This is a genomic window from Streptomyces sp. NPDC014894 (assembly GCF_043080985.1).
Taxonomy (GTDB): domain Bacteria; phylum Actinomycetota; class Actinomycetes; order Streptomycetales; family Streptomycetaceae; genus Streptomyces.
Map to the genome: position 1 here is coordinate 569,367 of NZ_JBIBWD010000002.1, position 17,410 is coordinate 586,776.

Below are 17,410 nucleotides of genomic sequence, written 5' to 3' on the forward strand. Positions count from 1 at the left end.
GACCGGGTCGTTAGCCTCGGCGGATGACTCCTGCGCCGATTCCGAAGGTCATCACGCGTCACCGCCACGGACGGATCCATGCCTATGTCGCGCCCGCCGGCGTCCTCGGAGCCCTGGAGCCCGTCGCGGTGTTCCGGCCGAGGGACGGCGACGAGGTTGTCGCGTCGGCGGTCCGGCAGGATTTGGAACGCGTCGTGTACACGACGCTGAACGGCGTCGTCTGCCTCACCCGCGTCGGCGACCTGCTGTGGGCGTCGGACTTCGAACCGCGCTCCGACGTACGCCATGGCCATCGGCCCGACTGCGCGCTGTCTTCGGACGGCCGCACGGTGTGGGTCTACCGGCCGGACGCGATGGCGGGACGCGGGGACGGGGACCAGTGGGTCCTGCACGACGCCGACAGCGGTGCGGTGCTCGCCCGCCGCGCACTGGAGACGGTCGGACACGGCTCCGGCCACTACGCGCACCCCGTGGACGGCAGCGTCTACCTCAACATCGGCGAGGGCCAGGACGGCTCCGTCATCCTCCGGGGCACGGCCGGCACGGACAGCGCCCCGGAGTTCATGACATTCCCGTGGTCTGACCGCTGCCTGATCGACCTCGCGCCGTCCGGGCGGCAGTTCATGACCGTCGACCACGGGCAGGCGGACGTCGCCTTTCACGAACACCCCGGCGGGGAGGTGCTCTTCACCCTCCCGGTCGACTCCTTCGGGCACGACCTGGAGGACGCCTTCGTCGAATGGAGCGGCGGCTACCTGACCGAGGACACGGCGATCGTCACCCTGGGCGGTGAGAGCGAGGACGAGGAGGACTGGTTCCGCTACCACCTGGTCGACGTGCGCACAGGCACGCTCAGCGGCGAAATCACCGTCGAGGCGACCAACCCGTACGAGGTGGTGCCCCTGGGCGACGGCTCGTGGCTCACCGACGGCCCCGACGGCCGTCCCGTCCGCCGGTCACCGGAAAGGGGACGCGGCGACGCGCCCGGAGGAGCGACGATCCGCCCGGCGCGCTAGCGCTCCGCCTTCTTCCAGGGCCTGACCCCGAGCTTTCCGGTGGTTCCGAGATCGAGGTTCGGGGTCACGGTCACGGGGTCGGCGTCCGCCTTCGCCCTGACCCTCACATAGGGGATGTTCACGGGGGCGCCGGACTCGGTCGTGTTGCGCCAGACCAGGCCGGCGGTCGCTGACTCACCGGGTGCGAGCGTGACGCGCCGGGGCTGTTCGTCGGGCCCCGCGCCGGTGGAGATCTCGCCGCTGCCGTCGAGGATCTCCACGCCGTCGACGGGCTCGCGGTTCTCGTCCAGGAGTTCCAGCAGCGGGTAGCCCTCGACGGTGTAGGCGCGCGTACCGCAGTTGTCGAGATGCAGGCTCACGACGCGCAGCCCCATCGCCGCATCGCCCTGATCGGCGCTGACCCGGATCCCGGAGGCGGGACAGACGCCCGCCTCGACCGGAGCCTCAGCCGCCGGGACCTTGGTCACTTCGAGCACCTCGGCCCGCGTCACCCGCGGCGCGCTGGGCGGCAGCACTCCGGCCCGTACCGTGCCTCGCACGGTCTTCCCGGGGCCGACATCGCGCACGGTCACGGTCTGGTTGGCCATGGCGCCGCTGTCACCGCTCATGAACGTGAAGACGATCGTGTAGGTCAGTGCCTCGCCGCCGCGATTGGTGACCTCGTACGCGGCCGAGACTCCCGAGTCCGAACCGCGATCGAGATCGTCGGCCGAGACGGAGAGACCGCGGCTGGGGGAGGGCGACGCCGACGGAAGGGTCAACGAGGTGATCCGCACACCGTCCTTGCCCGCGTCCTCCGCCTGCGCGGCAGACGACGCCCCGGCCGCACCCGCACCGGCGCGCCCCGCGTCCGGGCGCTCCGTCCCACAGCCCGTGAGCAGCAACGCGATCGCGGCCAGGGACACGGGCAGGGGCGCGGTCACGGCGAGGGCCGGGCGAGGGAAGGCCAGTCTGCTCATCCGGTTATCCCATCAGGGAGTTGATCCCTCGCGAGTGATGGCGGTCACAGTCCCGCGTCACAGGGGTGTCACAAGCAGGGGCGGGAGGGTGAAGCGTCGGGTGCCCTCGGGCGGTTGAGCAGTCCGGCCCGGACGCGGCATCTCCGCTACCTGCGGGAAGGAGCCCCTCGGCTGCCGTCTCTCCGCCGCCGACTGCCCTTCCCTGGAGCTGGAGTGGGGCCCGGTGGAGGGCGACGGACAGTGCGCCGGCGTACGTCTTCTTCTCCGGGGCCGGGGACGAGGTCCGCGTACAGATCGTCCTCCTCGCCAACGTGCAGGCGGGCAAGCCCGCTGGCCTGGGCATGTGTCGACCTGCGGCTTCGTCGACGCCGTCCGCCGCATGGCCGAGGAGGATCCCACCGACTACGGGGAACCCGTCGGCGCCGGCCGCGACCGCGTGGCACGACATCGTCGTGGAGTACGACACGGCAGTACATCGTTCGTCGCACGCGAGCCCCGGCAGGACCGGGCCGAGGAAGGAGGCCGGTCCCGCCGGGGCGGGTGTTGCATGAGCGGTGGACGGTCCCCGACGCGCCGTGACCACACAGCCCATGCGTGGTCTCGGGACCAGGGGTGGCCGCGAGGCGACGAGGAGAGGGTGCGGTAAACGTGAATGCCGTGAGGTGGAGCGGGCGCGGCGCCCGCGCGGAGCGCCGCCGGGGAAGGCGCGTGGCGCTGGGGGCCGTTCTCGTTCTTCTCGGCGCGGGGACGCTCCCGGCCGCGTCGGCCGCGGCCGTGGACGATCGGAGCGGGCGGGTGTTGCGGCACGACGTGGACGCGATCCGCTCCGCCGGTGTCACCGGGGTTCAGGCAGAGGTGCGCACCCCGCGCGGTCAGTGGTCCGCTCGCAGCGGAGCGGCCGGCCTGGAAACCGGCCGACCGGTGCCCGAGGGCGGGTACTTCCGGATGGGCAGCAACACCAAGACGTTCGTGGCCACGGTGGTGCTGCAACTGGCCGAACAGCGGCGGCTGTCCCTGGACGACACGGTCGGCAGCCGGCTGCCCGGCGTCGTGCGGGGCAACGGCAACGACGGCAACCGGATCACTCTGCGGCAGCTGCTCCAGCACACCAGCGGCCTGTACGACTACACCATCGACCTGCCGGTCCTCGCCTCCGCCGAGGGATACCGCCGCCACCGGAACGACGACATACCGCCGGAGCGACTGGTGGCGATGGCGATGCGGCACAAGCCCGGTGACCGGAGCTGGTCGTACTCCAACACCAACTACGTCCTGCTCGGCATGATCATCAAGAAGGTGACCGGTCGTGACTGGTCCACGGAGGTGACCGACCGCATCCTGCGGCCGCTGCACCTGACGCACACCTTCGCGCCCCAGCGGCGGGCGTACCTGCCGCGTCCGCACGCCAGTGGCTACGAGCAGTTCACCGAGGGCGGGCCGCTGATCGACACCACCAGGCTCAACCACAGCTGGGCCGGTCCAGCCGGTGAACTGATCACCACCACCGACGACCTGACCCGCTTCTGGCAGGCGCTCATGGGCGGCCGACTGCTGCGGCCCGCGCAACTGGCCCAGATGAGGACCACCGTGGACACGCGACTCGGCGGACGGTACGGCCTCGGCATCGCCCGGATCCCCCTGCCCTGCGGCGGCTGGTACTGGACCCACCCAGGCAGCGTCCCCGGCTACGCCACCCGCTCCGGTGTCACCGACGACGGCCGCCGGGCCGTCGCGCTCTCCCTGTCCTCCCGCGTGACGGCCTGGGACCCGGTGGAGAAGGCCACCGACACGGCGATCCATCACGCCCTGTGCCGAACCGACCACCGGACCCGCCGGGATGACCACAACGGTCCGGCATCCCCCGCGCCGACGTATGCGCACAAGCTCATCCATGCGTCACGTGCCGAAGGTATCCCCGCTGTAACACCTGCTCGGCCGACCGGGACTTCGTCACAACCGTAACGAAGTCCTTCACATGTCCTCGACCGGCTCCCGCACCGCCGCGACCCCGAGACCCTCAGCGCCCCTGCTCTTCCCGCCGCGCAGCTCCCACATGCCCCCTGGGCGGAGCGCCCGACCAGAATCCGGCCGGCGCTGTCGGTGACGACGGCCAGGGCGCCGGGACATGTTCGGCCAGCAGCGCCCGCTCGCGCTCACCGAGCGGCCGGAAGCACTTCCCCTCGGCGAAATGGCTTCCCCACTCGTCCTGTGTCGCATAGGCCATGACGCTCCCCTTGTTCGGTATGCCTCGCTGCGGCGGGGCTTGGGATGTCTGTGGCCGGCGCGGAGCCGGGCGAGGGGACGCAGTCAGCGCTCGGCCGGCTCCGGGTCGCCGTGCCGGGCGGCGCGTACGTGGATGGCTGAGACGCTCGCCGTCGAGAACGGCAGCGAGCGCGAGTCGCTGCCCTTTCGCCCCGGGACGGTTCACAGTCCGGGCCCGGCCTCGTCGTACGCTTCCTCCGGTATCAGCCCGGTCCGGTACGCGGCCCCGGCCAGCAGTTCCTCGGTGACGCGAACGCCGGTGAGGTGTTCGGCCAGGGCGAAGAACGCGGCTGTACGGTCGGCGCCGGGCGCTTCGTCGTCGGCGGGGACGAGGCCGACGACGGTGATCAGCGCGTTCAGGGCGTCGGGGGTGTCGCCGTCGCAGTGGGCGGGGTACTCGAAGCCCGTGCGCAGGGCCCCGTCCTCGTACCAGTGGAAGAGGTGGATGGGTTTGCCGCTGTTGCCGGTGTGGGACACGGCGCGCGTGCCGGAGGAGACGGCCTCCATGAACCGGGGGCTCATCCCCAGCGCGTCACCGCCCAGCTCCAGCACGAGGGTCCATTCCCCGCCCTCGCCCGGCACGGCGACGGCCCCCGCGAGGGTGCACTCCGGCCATCCGTCGTACTCGTCCAGGAGGCCGACATGCTCCTCGACGAGCGCGTCGAACCCGGTGCGGACGCCTTCCGGTTCGGCGCCCGCGCGCCGCAGAACCTCCTCGGGACCGATACCGCGCACCAGCACCAGGGAGTACCCGGCGCCCCGCGCGTGACCGAACGGTGAGGAAGGGGAGTGTGTCCAGCTGTAGTCGGCCGCGGTCGCGTAGGTCATGGGCCCATCGTGTCAGCGGCCACTGACACACCCGTCGCTGTGCGGTCACGCCCGCTGCGGCGTTCCCGGTGCGGGCACACGGCGGGCACGGAGGGCCAAGCGCCGACCGCCGTCGACGCGGGCACGGTCGAACGCCGCGTCGACACACCGAAGCGACACCGGACCGCCGCGAGATGAGCACTCATGGCCCCGGACACGCTGGGCCCCGACGCCCCGACGCCCCGACGCCCCGACGCCCCGACGCCCTGCCGCACTGCGCCGACAACAGCCGGGTCCGGCGGCCGGGCGAGACGCGTCCGCAGGACGAGAAGCGGGCCGGCGGGAAGGCCGCTGACGTCGAACGGGCACTTGAGGAGCTGCGCCGAGGCGGCGGGACCGGTCCTGCTGAGGTGCGGTCCGTGCTCGTGCGGCACGCCACCCGTACCAGCGGCTCAGCCCGGCAGCGCGATCAAGGTCAGAAAGAACGCTTCCGCGACGAGCTGCGCGGTGAACGCCGCAAGCCGGGCGGTGCCGGCGTGGCGGGTGCGTTCGGGGAGGAGGAGGACGGTGAGGAAGGCGATGCCCGCGGCGGTGAGCGGTGTCCACAGGAGGAGGTCGGGGACCGGGGAGGGGCACTGCTCGCCGTAGGTGAGGCAGCGGGAGGCGGTCGCGCTCACCAGTGAGAGGAAGGAGGCGGCCCAGGCGGCCGGAGCGAGCAGCACGGCGCAGACGAAGGACCACAGGCGGATCCGGTCCGCCGTCCAACCGGCGGCCTCGGGAGTGCTGCTGGTGCTGTCGGGGATTCCGGGAGCGCTCGAAGTCATGGAGCCATCCCAGCACCGGCCGTCCCCGCCCGGCATCGGGGACGGTACTCAGCGGACCGGGTCCGCGTACTCAGATCAGCGGCCGGACCCTCGGCGGGCGGAGCGCGGTCACTCCTGGGTCAGCACCGCCATGCCGAGGTCCATCAGGTGCTGGGAGAGGTCGGGCCAGGGATCGGTGCGGCCGACCCGGATGGTGAAGTAGATCATTCCGTGCACGGCGTGGACGATGATCTTGAGTTCGGCCGACTCGCGGCCGGGCAGGACCGCGCCGAGGGCCTGGACCCATACGTCGAGGTAGTCGGCCTGGAGCCGGCGGAGCGCCGTGCGCTCCCTGTCGGGCAACTGGTCCCGCTCGTTGGACAGGATGCCCATGAGGTGCGTCTGTTCGAGGGAGACCGCGATATGGGCGCGCAGGAGCAGCTCCAGCGCCTCCCCGGGGTCGGCGGCGCGGTCGAGCGCCGTCTCCACGGACGTTCTGATGCGCTCGCCGCCCCGGTTGACGGCGGCGATCAGCAGATCGCTCTTGCGGGGGAAGTGGCGGTACACGCCGGAGGCGACGATGCCGCCCGCCTCGCCGATGTCCGCCATCGTGACGGACTGGAAACCGCGCTCGTCGAACAGCCGGATCGCCTCGGTCAGCAACTGCTCGCGCCGGGGTATCCGCAGCGCGGGGGAGCCGGGTGAGGACGCGGCGCTCCCCGGACGCCGGGCGGGGGGCGCCGCGGCCGTGCGCACGGGGGCGTGCGCGGCGGCGGAGGCGATGAGCCGCATCAGCTGTTCGTGGCGGCGCTTCGGCAGCGCGATGCGATGGCGGACCCGGCTGCCCAGGGCGCCGAGCACGGCCCGGGCCACCAGCTGGGCTTCGGCTTCGCCCAGTTCCGGCCGTTCCTCGCGGAGCAGGGGGACGAGGCGCGCGACGACCTCGATCTCCTGCTCCAGGATCGCCGCGCGCTGCGCGTCCTCCAGATTCCTGGCCTCGCGTTCCCAGACGGCGAGGACTCCGCGCTCCCCGGTGACCAGGGCCGCCAGGGCGCTCAGGGCCGCTTCCAGGTCGCCGGCCTCGCCGATCAGGGCGTCGACGGTGTCGAGACTGCCCAGGACCGTGTGGAGCAGCAGGTCCTGCTTGTTGCGGTAGTGGTGGTACAGGGCGGAGGCGGTGATGCCGAGGGTGTCGGCCACATCAGTCACGGACACGTTGTGGTAGCCGCGCTGAAGGAAGAGTTCGGCGGCCGCGGCGCGGATCAGGGCCTTGCGGTTGGGCGGTCTGCGCGCTGCCACGTCCGTCGTCCTTCTGCTGTCCCGGCGGTACGTCGATTCCCGTGCGGCCCGGGGCCGCTCACCGCGTTCCCTCAGGGTATCCGACGGCCGTCGCGCCCCCGGTCGTTCGGGCCCGCGCGTACCCCGGGCCGCCCGGTGACCTGCGGCCGCACGGCCGGCCCCCGAGTCGCGGGGGCGTTCACAGGAGCCAATAACTGAAATGTCATTCACATAATTTTTGGATTCAGAATTGTAAATCCGCTTTTCGAAGGGTTGTGGCGAAAAAGATCTGAATGCTTGACTGCGAATCGCTTGCTCCAGGCAGTGTGTCCTCACCACCCAGGGAGTCTCATGACCATCGATCAGGACAGGGCGGAGGCAGCCGCGCCCCAGGGCGGCAGGGCCGAAGGGCGGGTGTCCGGAGGCCGCCAGGCATGGCTGGTCACCGGATTCCTCACCCTCCTTCTCGTCATCAACTACGCGGACAAGATCGTCACCAACATCGCCGGGCCCGACATCATCGAGGATCTCGGCCTCAGCAAGTCGCAGTTCGGCGTCGTCCAGTCCAGCTTCTTCTGGCTCTACGCGGTGGGCGGCATCGTCGGCGGCTGGCTCATGGCGCGCATCCGCCCCACCCGGCTGCTCTTCGCCGTGGTGGTGATCTGGGCGGTCACCCTGTTGCCGCTCGCCTGGCCGGTGGGCTTCGGCACTCTGGTCGTCTGCCGTGTGCTGCTCGGCCTCGCCGAGGGCCCGACGACTGCTCTGACCATGCATATCGCCCACACCTGGTTCCCGCCCGAGAAGCGCGCGCTGCCCAGCTCGGTCCTGATCGCCGGCACGAGCGTCGGGCCGGTGATCGGGGCTCCCACGCTGACCTGGATCGTCACCGCCTACGACTGGCACACCGCGTTCGCCGTACTGGCGGCGGTCGGTTTCGTCGTCGCCGTGCTGTGGCTGCTGGTCGGCAGAGAGGGTCCCGAATCGCCCGTCGGGATCCACGCGGCCTCCTCGGTCGAGCTTCCCGAGAGGGCTCCGCTGCGGAAGGTGTTCGCCACCGGCACGATGATCGGCCTCACGACGCTGATCCTGTGCGCCTACGCCGCCGTGGCGGTCAAGGTGACCTGGCTGAAGCTCTACCTCCAGGACGGCCTCGGGTACACGTCCCAGGTCGCCGGGAACCTGGTGGCGCTGCCGTACCTGGGCTCCGCCGTCGCTCTGGTCGGTGTCGGCTTCGTCTCCGCCGCCCTCACCCGGCGGGGGGTGAGCAGCCGGCTCGCCCGCGGTGTCCTGGGCGCCTCGCTGGTCCTGGGTTCGGGTCTGGCCATGCTCGCCTTCGCGCCGTTGGGCACCGGCACTCCGCACATGGCCCTGCTGATACTGAGCGCCTGCCTCAACTCGGCCGGTCTGGGCATCGTCTTCGCGGCGATCAGCGATGTGACCCCGCCCGGGCAGCGCGGCATGGTCCTGGCCATCGTGAGCGCCGTGTTCAGCCTGGGCGGCGTCGTCACGCCGCTGGTGCTCGGCGGGGTCGTCGACGCCGCCGCGACCCCGGCCGAGGGCTACACCACGAGCTTCGTCATCGTGGCCCTCACCATGGTGGCGGGTGCGGTCGTCGCGCTGCTGACGGTCGACCCGGAGCGGGACGCCCGGAAGCTGGCCGCTCTGCGGCCCGTGCCCACGGACTGAGACCCGCCGCCGGGCCGGGCCGGCGGGAGCGCGCCCCGCGCCCGCCGGCCCGGCGTCCTTCCTCTCCCGCGCGGGCGCCCGTCCGTCCGTACGCGCGAGCGTTCCCGGCGGCGGTCCTGGGGACCGCCGCCGGGAACTTCGCCGTGCGGGGTACGCGTCAGTCGGCCGGGCGGTCGGCACACGCGTCCCGGAGCTGTCGTTTGAGGATTTTTCCGGCGGCGGTGCGGGGGAGGGTGTCGGTGATGTCGATGGTGCGGGGGGTTTTGTAGCGGGCGATGAGGGTTCTGGTGTGGGTGCGGAGTTCGTCGGGGGTGGTGGTGTGTCCGGGGCGGAGGGTGACGACGGCGTGGACGCGTTCGCCCCATCGGCGGTCGGGTACGCCGATGACGGCGCAGGCGGCGACGGCGGGGTGGGCGGCGAGGGCGTTCTCGACCTCGGCGGAGTAGACGTTCTCGCCGCCGGTGACGATCATGTCTTTGAGTCGGTCGACGATGTAGAGGTAGCCGTCGCGGTCGAGGCGGCCGGCGTCGCCGGTGTGCGTCCAGCCGTCATCGAGGGCCCGGGCGGTCTGTTCGGGCTTGTTCCAGTAGCCGGTCATGAGGCGGTTGCGGGTGACGATCTCGCCGATCTCGCCGGGGGGCAGGGGCCGTCCGGCGGGATCGACCACGGCGAGTTCGGTGGTGGGCGTCGCCCGCCCCGCCGACCGCAGCCGGGGGCCGCCCGCGAGGTGGTCCTCGTGGGTGAGCATGGTCAGGACCCCGGTCTCGGTCATTCCGTAGCCCTGGGTGAAGCGGGCCCCGGGGAAGGACTCCATCGCCAGGCGCAGCAGACTCTCCGGACTGCCCGCCCCGCCGTAGGTGACGGTCTCCAGACTGGTGAGGTCGTACGAGCCGAACCGCGGGTGTTCGCAGATCGACTGCACCATGACCGGGACGAGGATCGTGGTGGTGACCCGGTGCCGCCGCACCGCTTCGAGGAAGTCCTCCGGCGTGAAGGAGGGCAGGAAGACATCGGTGCCGCCCATCATCGTCTGCGCGTACCAGCCGCAGAGCCCCGCGATGTGGAACATCGGCACCGTCAGCAGGGTCACCCCGCCCCGCTCCACGGCCTCGTTGGAGAGAATCGATCCGTGCAGCGATGTGATCAGGCCCTGGTGGGTGATCATGACGCCTTTGGGGAGGCCGGTGGTGCCGCCGGTGTAGAGGAGCAGTCCCACGGTGTCGCCCCCGAGTCGGGCGTCGGGCGCGGGGTCGGAGTCGGCGATCAGCTCCTCGTACCCCACCATGCCGTCCTCGGGGGCGGGGCCGTCGCCGCAGTGGACCAGGGTGCGCAGTCCCGGGCAGTGCTCGCGCAGTCCGGGCACGAGAGGGGCGCACGCGTCGTCGACGAGGAGGACCCCGGTGCCCGAGTCCTGGACCGCGTACGCGATCTCCCGTTCCGACCAGCGGGTGTTGACCGGATGCGCGACCGCTCCCGTCCACCAGCACGCGAAGAGGAACTCGTGGCAGCGGTCCGAGTTCAGGGCCAGCATGCCCACCCGGTCGCCCGTGCGCACCCCCAGGCCCCGGAGCGCGGAGGCCAGCCGGGCCACCCGCTCCACCACCTCACGCGTGGTACGGACCCGATCGCCGCAGACGGTCATCGGCCGGTCGGGAAACTGCTGAAGCGCCCGGTGCAGGGACTGGGTCAGATACACGACATCTCTCCGGGGCAGGGGCCCGACGGCAGCGGCGGGCCGGGGGAATGGGGTTCGTGCGGGCGAAGGGGGACGGGGGCGCTGGTGCGGGCGAATCAGGGGGTGACGATGGGGAACCAGAACGGGAAGTCGTCCAGCAGGTCGAAGAGATCGGCCAGCGGCGCCCCGTCGCCTTCGACGCGCACCTGTCCCGCCGCGATCTCCGACGCCAGGTCCGAGCCGCCGAAAAGGAGCCGCTGGAAGGCTTCCCGCTGCCAGGTGACGGTGGCGTCGGCGGCCGGGAGGGTCTTGCCCGCGGTGTAGAGGAGCGTGCCGTTGCTGAGACGGACCGCGAAACGCGCCGGTGCGCCGCCGGCCTCCTCGAAGATCCAGTTGAAGCGTCCGGACCGGTCCCAGGCCCGGGGGCCGTTGAGGCGGATGCCGGCGTAGTCGAGCAGCATGTCCAGGGTCATCGCGCCGAGCATGTCGGGGGTGGCCAGATTGACCGCGCCCAGATCGCGTACGCCCTGGCGCAGTTCCAGGGCGCCCATCAGATACTCGTTGCGCCAGACGGCGCTCTCGGACTGGTAGCCGAGCTGTTCGAGCGCGTCCGCCTGCAGGTGCCGGGCCTCGGCGTTGCCGGGTTCCGCGAAGACCAGGTGGGTGAGGAGTTCGGCGACCCAGCGGTACTCGCCCGCCGTGAACGCGGCGCGCGCCCGGTCCAGCAGCGCCCCGGAGCCGCCCATCGCCTCGACATAGCGGGGGGCCGACTGCTGGGCGGGGAGCGGGTGGAGATGCGCGGGATGGCTGTCGTACCAGCCCAGATAGCGCTGGTAGACCGCCTTGGCGTTGTGGCTGGCCGTGCCGTAGAAGCCGCGGCAGTGCCACTCGTTCTCCAGGGCGGGCGGGAGCCGCAGCTCCTCGGCGATCTCGTCCATGGTCTGGCCGTGGTTGGCCAGCCGCAGCGACTGGTCGTGCAGATACTTGTAGAGGTCGCGCTGCCGCTCCAGGAACGCGATCACATCGGCGTTGCCCCAGCGGGGCCAGTGGTGCTGGGCGATGATCACATCGGTGTCGGCGCCGAACAGCTCGATCGACTCGTCGAGCTTCTTCCACCAGCTCGCGGCGTCACGGATCTCGGCTCCGCGAAGCGTGTAGAGATTGTGCATGGTGTGCACCGCGTCCTCGGCGGAGCAGAACATCCGCAGAACGGGGAAGTGAATCATGAACTCGGAGGGCGCCTCGGTGCCGTTGGCCATCTGGAAGACCATCTCGACGCCGTCGACCGCGCGCCGTTCGCCGGTGGTGCGGACGGTGTCGGTCGGCGGGATGAGGGTGAAGGTGCCGCCGTGGGCGGGCGTGGCCGTCAGTCCGGCGCTGACCTGGCCCCGGGGGCCTCGGCCCAGCACCGGGCCGTACATGTAGACGGCGCGCCGGGTCATGGCGTTGCCCGCGTAGACGTTCTCGGACACCGCCTCCTCGAGAAAACCCTCCGGGGCGATCACCGCCACCCGGCCGGCGGCGACGTCGGCCTCGTCGACCACGCCCTTGACGCCGCCGAAGTGGTCGCCGTGGCTGTGGGTGTAGATCACCGCGACGACGGGCCGGCGCGGCCGGTGCCCGAAGTACAGATCGAGGGCCGCCCGGGCGGTCTCGGCGTAGATCAGCGGGTCGATGACGATCAGTCCGGTGTCTCCCTCGACGATCGTCATGTTCGCCTGGTCGAAGCCCCGGATCTGGTAGACGCGATCGATCACCCGGTACAGACCGTGGTGGGCGGTCAGCTTCGCGTGTCGCCACAGGGCGGGGTTGACCGTGGCCGGCGCGTCGTCGGGCCCGAGGAAGTCGTAGGCCGACAGATCGATCATCACGCGGCCGTCCGCGCGCCGGATGACCGGCGGGTCGAGCGTGCCGACGAACCCGGAGGCCGCGTCCTCGAAGTCGCGGCGGTCGAAGAAGGGGAGCCGGGCCGCGATCTCGCGTTGTGCCGTCTCCGTGGCGCCGGTGGCGGGCTGGGGCGCGGGGGTGGTGCCGGACGGTGCGGGCTTGTGCATGGATCACCTTCGGGATGTACAGGCACGGGTGAGCTCCGAGGGACGGGGCGCGCGTGCCGGCCTCGGTCCGGCGGGGTGCGCCGGCCATGGCCCGATGAGGCGGCGTTCGCGGGAACGGTCCGGGAGCCCATGGATTCAGAGCTGTCTGCCGAGAGCGCGGCGGCGTCTCGTGTCCGAATGAGTGCCCAATGATGCATCTCATGAATGTCTCTGCACAAGGGTCATCTGGCAGGGATGTTTCGCATGAAAAAGAATCCCTGTTCACATTGTTTGAGGATGGGATTCAGTCGGGTCGCCGATCTGCTCCCCGATCCGGGAGCGGCGCAGCGCCCGTCTGTGGGCCGACGGCGCGACGCCGAACCACCGGTGGCAGGCCCGGGTCAGAACGCTCTGTTCGCTGTAGCCGAGGAGTCCCGAGAGCTGACTGAGCGGCATGTCGGTGTCACGGAGACAGCGTTCGGCCTCCTCGCGCCGCAGCGCGTCGACCACGGCCTCGAACGTGGTGTTCGCCAGGGCCAGATGCCGTTGCAGGGTCCTCGGGTGCACGGAGAGCTGCCCGGCGACCAGCTCCAAAGTGAGCCCCCCGGTGGGCAGCAGCCGGCGGGCCAGCGCGCCGGCCGCCTCCGTGACCGTGGCGCCGGTCGGCGGGGCGATGGAGCTCAGATACTCCCGTACGACATCGTGGACGGCCCCGCGCGGGGTCAGGGGCACGCGCAGCTCGGACCGGCGGAGGCGGAAGCCGCCGAACGGCTCCGCGAACCGGACCGGGCAGCCGAAGTACGCCGTGTAGTCCGCGGCGGGCGCGAGGGCGTCGTGCGGCAGATGAACCGATACGGGCGTGAAGCCCGCGCCCAGGATCAGCCGGAACATCCGCAGCGACGCCCCGAGCGACAACTCGGTCACCTGCTGGTGGGGCGGCAGCCGCTTCAGCTCGATCCGGAACTCGTACCGCGCGTAGCGGCTCCCCGGGCAGGGCGTGATGGAGCCCTTGATCGCCGGGCTGTAGACCGCCAGGTACTGGTCCACGGCCCGGAACGCCTCGGCCGCGCTCGGGGCGGTCAGCGCCGCCACCCCCACCGGGCCCAGGATCTCGATGCCCTGGCGCAGCGCGAGCCGCAGCCCGAAATCGGCCGCCCCGGTCGCCCGGGCCGCCGATTCCACGGCCGTGACCAGGGACCGGTAGCGGATGAAGGCCCCGGGGTCCCCGACCGCCTCCCGCGCTACGCCCGCGGCGTCCAGCAGCGGCCCCGGATCGGCGCCCAGCGCGCCGACCAGCTCCGGAAAACCCTGCAGGGACGTACCCCGGATCAGTGACATGTCGCCCAGGATCAAAAGACCTGTCGTCTGGTGTCAAGTCCTGGGCCGGACATCGCGCGCAGCATGGGGAGCGCGCCGTGCGGTGCGCGGCCCCGACCGCCTCCAGGGAGAACATCTGTGTCCGCTCCACCGAAACCCGCCATCGCGACCACCTCCAGCGGGGCCCGGCTGCCGGTCCTCGGCCTTCCCCAGGGTGAGCTGCTGACCCTCAACATCGACGAGGTGCCGTCCGTCGACGCCACCCTCGGGCCGGGCACCAGCGTGCGGCTGCTCCGCCTCGATCCGGAGGCCGGACGCTGGGTGGTCATGGTGACCATGGCCCCCGGCGCGGAGGTGCCGATCCACTACCACACCGGCACCGCCGAGGTGTACACGCTCCAGGGCGAGTGGATCTACCAGGAGTACCCGGACCAGCCGCAGACCGCGGGCTCGTACCTCTTCGAACCGGGAGGCTCCGTGCACACCCTCCGCGTGCCGGAGGGGAACACGGAGGACACCGTGATGCTGGTGATGGTCACCGGGGCCAACATCAACTTCACCGAGGACGGCCGGTTCCACTCGGTCGTCGACGCCGTCAGCCTCCAGTACCTGCTGGAGAAGCTCGCCCGGAAGCAGGGGATCGAGCTGCGCTACCTCGGAGCCGGCGCCGCCGGCTTCGTCGAGTCGGAGTAACCGTGCGCGCGGTGGTGCTGCGGAACGGCCGGCTGGGCGTGACCGACCTTCCCGACCCGGTCCCCGGCGCGGGCGAGGTGCTGGTGGAGGTCCTGGCCCGCGGCATCTGCGGGTCGGATCTGCACTGCGCCCGGCACGGCGCGGCGTTCGGCGAGGCGGTGCGCACGGCGTACGGGGTCGGCGGCTTCGACCCGGAGCAGCCGGTCGTCCTCGGGCACGAGTTCGTCGGACGGGTCATCGCCCGAGGTCCGGCGACCACCGGCCGCGTACCGCTCGGCGGCCGGGTCGTCTCCGTGCCCGCGCTCACCCGGCCCGGCCGGCCCTTCCCGGGCTTCGCAGGGTCGGAGACCCCCGGCGGGTACGCCGAGCGCATGGTCCTCACCGAGGCGCTGCTCATCGAGGTCCCCGATCACCTCCCGACCGAACTGGCCGCCCTCACCGAACCCCTCGCCGTCGCCTGCCACGCGGTGGCCCGGGGCGGCCTCGGGCCGCGCGACGTACCTCTGGTGGTCGGCTGCGGGCCGATCGGACTCGCGGTCGTCGCCGTGCTCCGGATGCGCGGCGCGGGGCCGATCGTGGCGGCGGACTTCTCCCCGGGACGACGCCGCCTCGCCGAGGCGCTGGGCGCCGACACGGTCGTCGACCCCGTGCGGGAGTCGCCGTACCGCGTCCGGGCGGAGGCCGCCGGCGCGGGCCGGAGCGCGCGTCCCACCGTGGCCTTCGAGTGCGTCGGCGTCCCCGGGGTGGTCCAGCAGATCATCGCCGGATCGCCGGCGCGGACCCGGATCGTCGTCGCCGGACTCTGTATGACCTCCGACAGCTACGAGCCGGCCCAGGCCGTGTTCAAGGAGCTGGAGCTGCGTTTCGCGATGATGTACTCGCCCGAGGAGTTCGCCCGCGCCTTCGCCCGTCTGGCGGCGGGCGACCTCGCGGTGGCCCCCCTGGTCACCCGCACGGTCGGCCTCGACGAGGTGCCCGGCGTGTTCGCGGCTCCGCCCGCTTCCTCCGACGACGCCGAAGTGCTCGTCGCCCCGGGGCCCTGAGCGGACCGCCGTCCGCGTGCCATGCCCCTCCCGGCCGGGAAGGCCCGTATGAAGGACTATCAGGAAGTCGCCGCCGGTCCGCTCGAACGGGGAGCGGACACCGCGTTCGGTCCCATGGGCGACGCCGACTCGATCCGCCGATCGGTCCGGTCCGCCGGTTCCGTCCGGCCTCGACGCGCGGAAGGACGTCGCCGGGGGACTCGACGGCCCCTTCCCGCGGGACGTCAAGCCCGATCCGCGCGCCGACGTCACGGCCCGAGAGCGGTGCGCCGCCTTCACGGCCGGGAGCCGCACGCGAACGTCATGGCCCGAGAGTTGTGCGCCGAGGCGATCGCCCGAGAGCCGTACGCCGATGTCATGGCCCCGGACGCCGCGCGTCGGCGTCGTCGCCCGAGAGGAAGAACGACATGACCACCGATCTCTCCGTCGACCTGGACGTCCGGGTCTCCGACATCGGGCCGAGCGGCCACGTCGGCAACGTGGCCTACATGCGGCTGCTGGACGAGGCCCGCAGCCGGCTCTTCGGGTCGGACGTGCCGACGGCCGGACCGCACCGGGGCGGCCCCCTCGACTCCCTCGCCGGGCGGGCCCGGCTGGTGATCGGTCAGCACCTCGTCGAGTTCCGGCGCGAGGTCTGGCACCCCGTCCGGTCCCTGACCGTCCGGATGTGGATTCCCGCCCTCGGCCGGAGCAGCCTGGCACTGGCCGCCGCCGTGTACGAGGACGGCGTCGGCGAACCCGCCGTCGTGGCCCAGTCCAGCGCGGTGCTGGTCGGGCGTGAGACGGGCCGCCCCTGGCCGATGGACGCGGCGGCCCGGGAGCTGTTCGGCCGGTACCCGGGGCCGCTGCCCGCCTTCCGCGACCGGGTCGGCGCCGCCGGCCCGCCGACCGGCGAACACGCCGGTCAGGACCTTTGACACAGAGGGACAGACCCATGCACGGCTCCCCCGACCACTCCACCGAATTCGCCGGACGGGCCGCTTTCGTCACCGGCTCGGCCTCCGGCATCGGCCTCGCCGTCGCCCGCCGTCTCGCCGCCGGCGGCGCGAGCGTGGCCGTCGCCGACATCAACGAGGAGGGCGCCCGGGCCGTCGCCGCCGAACTGCGGGAGACCTACGGCGTCCGCACCGTCGCGGTCGGCGTCGACGTGACCGACCCGGCGTCCGTCGAAGCGGCCGTCGAGACCGTGGTGCGGCGGCTCGGCGCCCTGCGACTGGCGGTCAACAACGCAGGCATCGGCGGCCCGGTGGCGCCGATGCACCGCTACCCGCTGGACGAGTGGCGGCGCGTCATCGGCACCAACCTCGACGGCGTCTTCCACTCGCTGCGCTGCGAGCTTCCCGCGATGCTCGCCGCCGGCGGCGGCGCGATCGTCAACATGGGCTCCAGCTGCTCCACCAACGGCTTCCCCGGGGTCGCGGCGTACGCGGCGGCCAAGCACGGCGTCATCGGCCTGACCAAGACCGCCGCGCTGGAGTACGCGGCGCGCGGTATCCGGATCAACGCCGTCGTGCCGGGCTTCATCGAGACCCCGCTGCTGGTCGGCGCGAGCGACGCGGAGCGCGCGCACCTCGTCGGTCTGCACCCGGCCGGCCGGCTCGGCACGGCCGAGGAGGTGGCCGAGATGGCGGCCTTCCTGCTCTCCGAGCGGTCCTCCTTCGTGAACGGCAGCCACCACCTGGTGGACGGCGCGTACGCCGCTCAATGAGCGGGCGGCACTCGCTCGACGAACGGCACCACCGCCGGCCGTACGCGCCCGGGCCCGGCACCGCCGGCCGTACGCGCCCGGGCCCGGCACCGAGTCCGGCACCGGGCCCGGCACCGGGCCCGGCACCGCG

At 72.1% G+C, this 17,410-nt stretch carries 14 protein-coding genes; 7 read left to right on the forward strand and 7 right to left on the reverse strand.

Translation table 11 applies throughout. The features are described 5' to 3' along the window. Positions 1-23 precede the first annotated feature (23 nt). A complete protein-coding gene (locus ACF089_RS06505; protein ID WP_392022641.1) occupies positions 24-1,016 on the forward strand; it encodes a hypothetical protein in 993 nt (330 codons plus the stop codon). On the opposite strand, the gene ACF089_RS06510 is transcribed toward ACF089_RS06505, so the two are convergent. Next, a complete protein-coding gene (locus ACF089_RS06510; RefSeq protein ID WP_392022644.1) occupies positions 1,013-1,975 on the reverse strand; it encodes a DUF4232 domain-containing protein in 963 nt (320 codons plus the stop codon). The two genes, ACF089_RS06505 and ACF089_RS06510, sit on opposite strands and share 4 nt — an antisense overlap. A 708-nt stretch (positions 1,976-2,683) precedes the next feature. Between ACF089_RS06510 and ACF089_RS06515 the strand changes: the two genes are divergently transcribed. Then, complete coding sequence (locus ACF089_RS06515) at positions 2,684-3,937, forward strand: serine hydrolase domain-containing protein (RefSeq protein WP_392022647.1); 1,254 nt, start codon at positions 2,684-2,686, stop codon at positions 3,935-3,937. Positions 3,938-4,399: 462 nt separating this feature from the next. Here the strand turns inward: ACF089_RS06515 and ACF089_RS06520 are convergent, their stop codons facing one another. From ACF089_RS06520 to ACF089_RS06530, 3 genes are all read right to left on the reverse strand, one after another. Then, positions 4,400-5,065: a DUF6461 domain-containing protein gene (locus ACF089_RS06520; protein WP_392022650.1), complete on the reverse strand. Its 666-nt coding sequence runs from the start codon at positions 5,063-5,065 to the stop codon at positions 4,400-4,402. A 431-nt stretch (positions 5,066-5,496) separates the two neighbouring features. Then, a complete protein-coding gene (locus tag ACF089_RS06525) occupies positions 5,497-5,868 on the reverse strand; it encodes a hypothetical protein (RefSeq protein WP_392022653.1) in 372 nt (123 codons plus the stop codon). A gap of 108 nt (positions 5,869-5,976) precedes the next feature. Then, a complete protein-coding gene (locus tag ACF089_RS06530) occupies positions 5,977-7,146 on the reverse strand; it encodes a TetR/AcrR family transcriptional regulator (protein ID WP_392022656.1) in 1,170 nt (389 codons plus the stop codon). A 330-nt stretch (positions 7,147-7,476) separates the two neighbouring features. On the opposite strand from ACF089_RS06530, the gene ACF089_RS06535 reads away from it, so the two are divergent. Further along, entirely contained in the window at positions 7,477-8,811 is a 1,335-nt protein-coding gene (locus ACF089_RS06535) for an MFS transporter (protein WP_392022658.1), read from the forward strand. Between the two features lie 157 nt (positions 8,812-8,968). On the opposite strand, the gene ACF089_RS06540 is transcribed toward ACF089_RS06535, so the two are convergent. From ACF089_RS06540 to ACF089_RS06550, 3 genes are all read right to left on the reverse strand, one after another. Then, positions 8,969-10,507 (reverse strand): long-chain fatty acid--CoA ligase, encoded by a 1,539-nt coding sequence (locus ACF089_RS06540; protein ID WP_392022661.1) that lies wholly within the window; start codon positions 10,505-10,507, stop codon positions 8,969-8,971. Between the two features lie 95 nt (positions 10,508-10,602). Then, positions 10,603-12,540, reverse strand: a complete 1,938-nt coding sequence (locus ACF089_RS06545) for an alkyl/aryl-sulfatase (protein ID WP_392022664.1) — start codon at positions 12,538-12,540, stop codon at positions 10,603-10,605. A 261-nt stretch (positions 12,541-12,801) separates the two neighbouring features. Then, entirely contained in the window at positions 12,802-13,857 is a 1,056-nt protein-coding gene (locus ACF089_RS06550; protein ID WP_392022667.1) for an AraC family transcriptional regulator, read from the reverse strand. A gap of 117 nt (positions 13,858-13,974) precedes the next feature. On the opposite strand from ACF089_RS06550, the gene ACF089_RS06555 reads away from it, so the two are divergent. From ACF089_RS06555 to ACF089_RS06570, 4 genes are all read left to right on the forward strand, one after another. After that, positions 13,975-14,529 carry a 2,4'-dihydroxyacetophenone dioxygenase family protein gene (locus ACF089_RS06555; RefSeq protein WP_392022670.1) on the forward strand — a complete coding sequence of 185 codons (555 nt, stop codon included), beginning with the start codon at positions 13,975-13,977 and terminating at the stop codon, positions 14,527-14,529. Between the two features lie 2 nt (positions 14,530-14,531). Then, entirely contained in the window at positions 14,532-15,572 is a 1,041-nt protein-coding gene (locus ACF089_RS06560) for a zinc-binding dehydrogenase (protein WP_392022673.1), read from the forward strand. Between the two features lie 407 nt (positions 15,573-15,979). Continuing rightward, the gene (locus tag ACF089_RS06565; RefSeq protein ID WP_392022676.1) at positions 15,980-16,489 is read left to right on the forward strand and encodes an acyl-CoA thioesterase; all 510 of its coding nucleotides are present in this window, start codon (positions 15,980-15,982) and stop codon (positions 16,487-16,489) included. Positions 16,490-16,506: 17 nt separating this feature from the next. Then, positions 16,507-17,280, forward strand: coding sequence for an SDR family NAD(P)-dependent oxidoreductase (locus tag ACF089_RS06570; RefSeq protein ID WP_392022678.1), 774 nt, complete (start codon positions 16,507-16,509; stop codon positions 17,278-17,280). Positions 17,281-17,410: the final 130 nt, after the last annotated feature.

Excerpts from the sequence above, each read along its gene's own strand:
- ACF089_RS06505 (WP_392022641.1), top strand. The coding sequence starts at position 24 with ATGACTCCTGCGCCGATTCCGAAGGTCATCACGCGTCACCGCCACGGA.
- ACF089_RS06510 (WP_392022644.1), bottom strand. The coding sequence starts at position 1,975 with ATGAGCAGACTGGCCTTCCCTCGCCCGGCCCTCGCCGTGACCGCGCCC.
- ACF089_RS06520 (WP_392022650.1), bottom strand. The coding sequence starts at position 5,065 with ATGACCTACGCGACCGCGGCCGACTACAGCTGGACACACTCCCCTTCC.
- ACF089_RS06525 (WP_392022653.1), bottom strand. The coding sequence starts at position 5,868 with ATGACTTCGAGCGCTCCCGGAATCCCCGACAGCACCAGCAGCACTCCC.
- ACF089_RS06535 (WP_392022658.1), top strand. The coding sequence starts at position 7,477 with ATGACCATCGATCAGGACAGGGCGGAGGCAGCCGCGCCCCAGGGCGGC.
- ACF089_RS06545 (WP_392022664.1), bottom strand. The coding sequence starts at position 12,540 with ATGCACAAGCCCGCACCGTCCGGCACCACCCCCGCGCCCCAGCCCGCC.
- ACF089_RS06550 (WP_392022667.1), bottom strand. The coding sequence starts at position 13,857 with ATGTCACTGATCCGGGGTACGTCCCTGCAGGGTTTTCCGGAGCTGGTC.
- ACF089_RS06565 (WP_392022676.1), top strand. The coding sequence starts at position 15,980 with ATGACCACCGATCTCTCCGTCGACCTGGACGTCCGGGTCTCCGACATC.
- ACF089_RS06570 (WP_392022678.1), top strand. The coding sequence starts at position 16,507 with ATGCACGGCTCCCCCGACCACTCCACCGAATTCGCCGGACGGGCCGCT.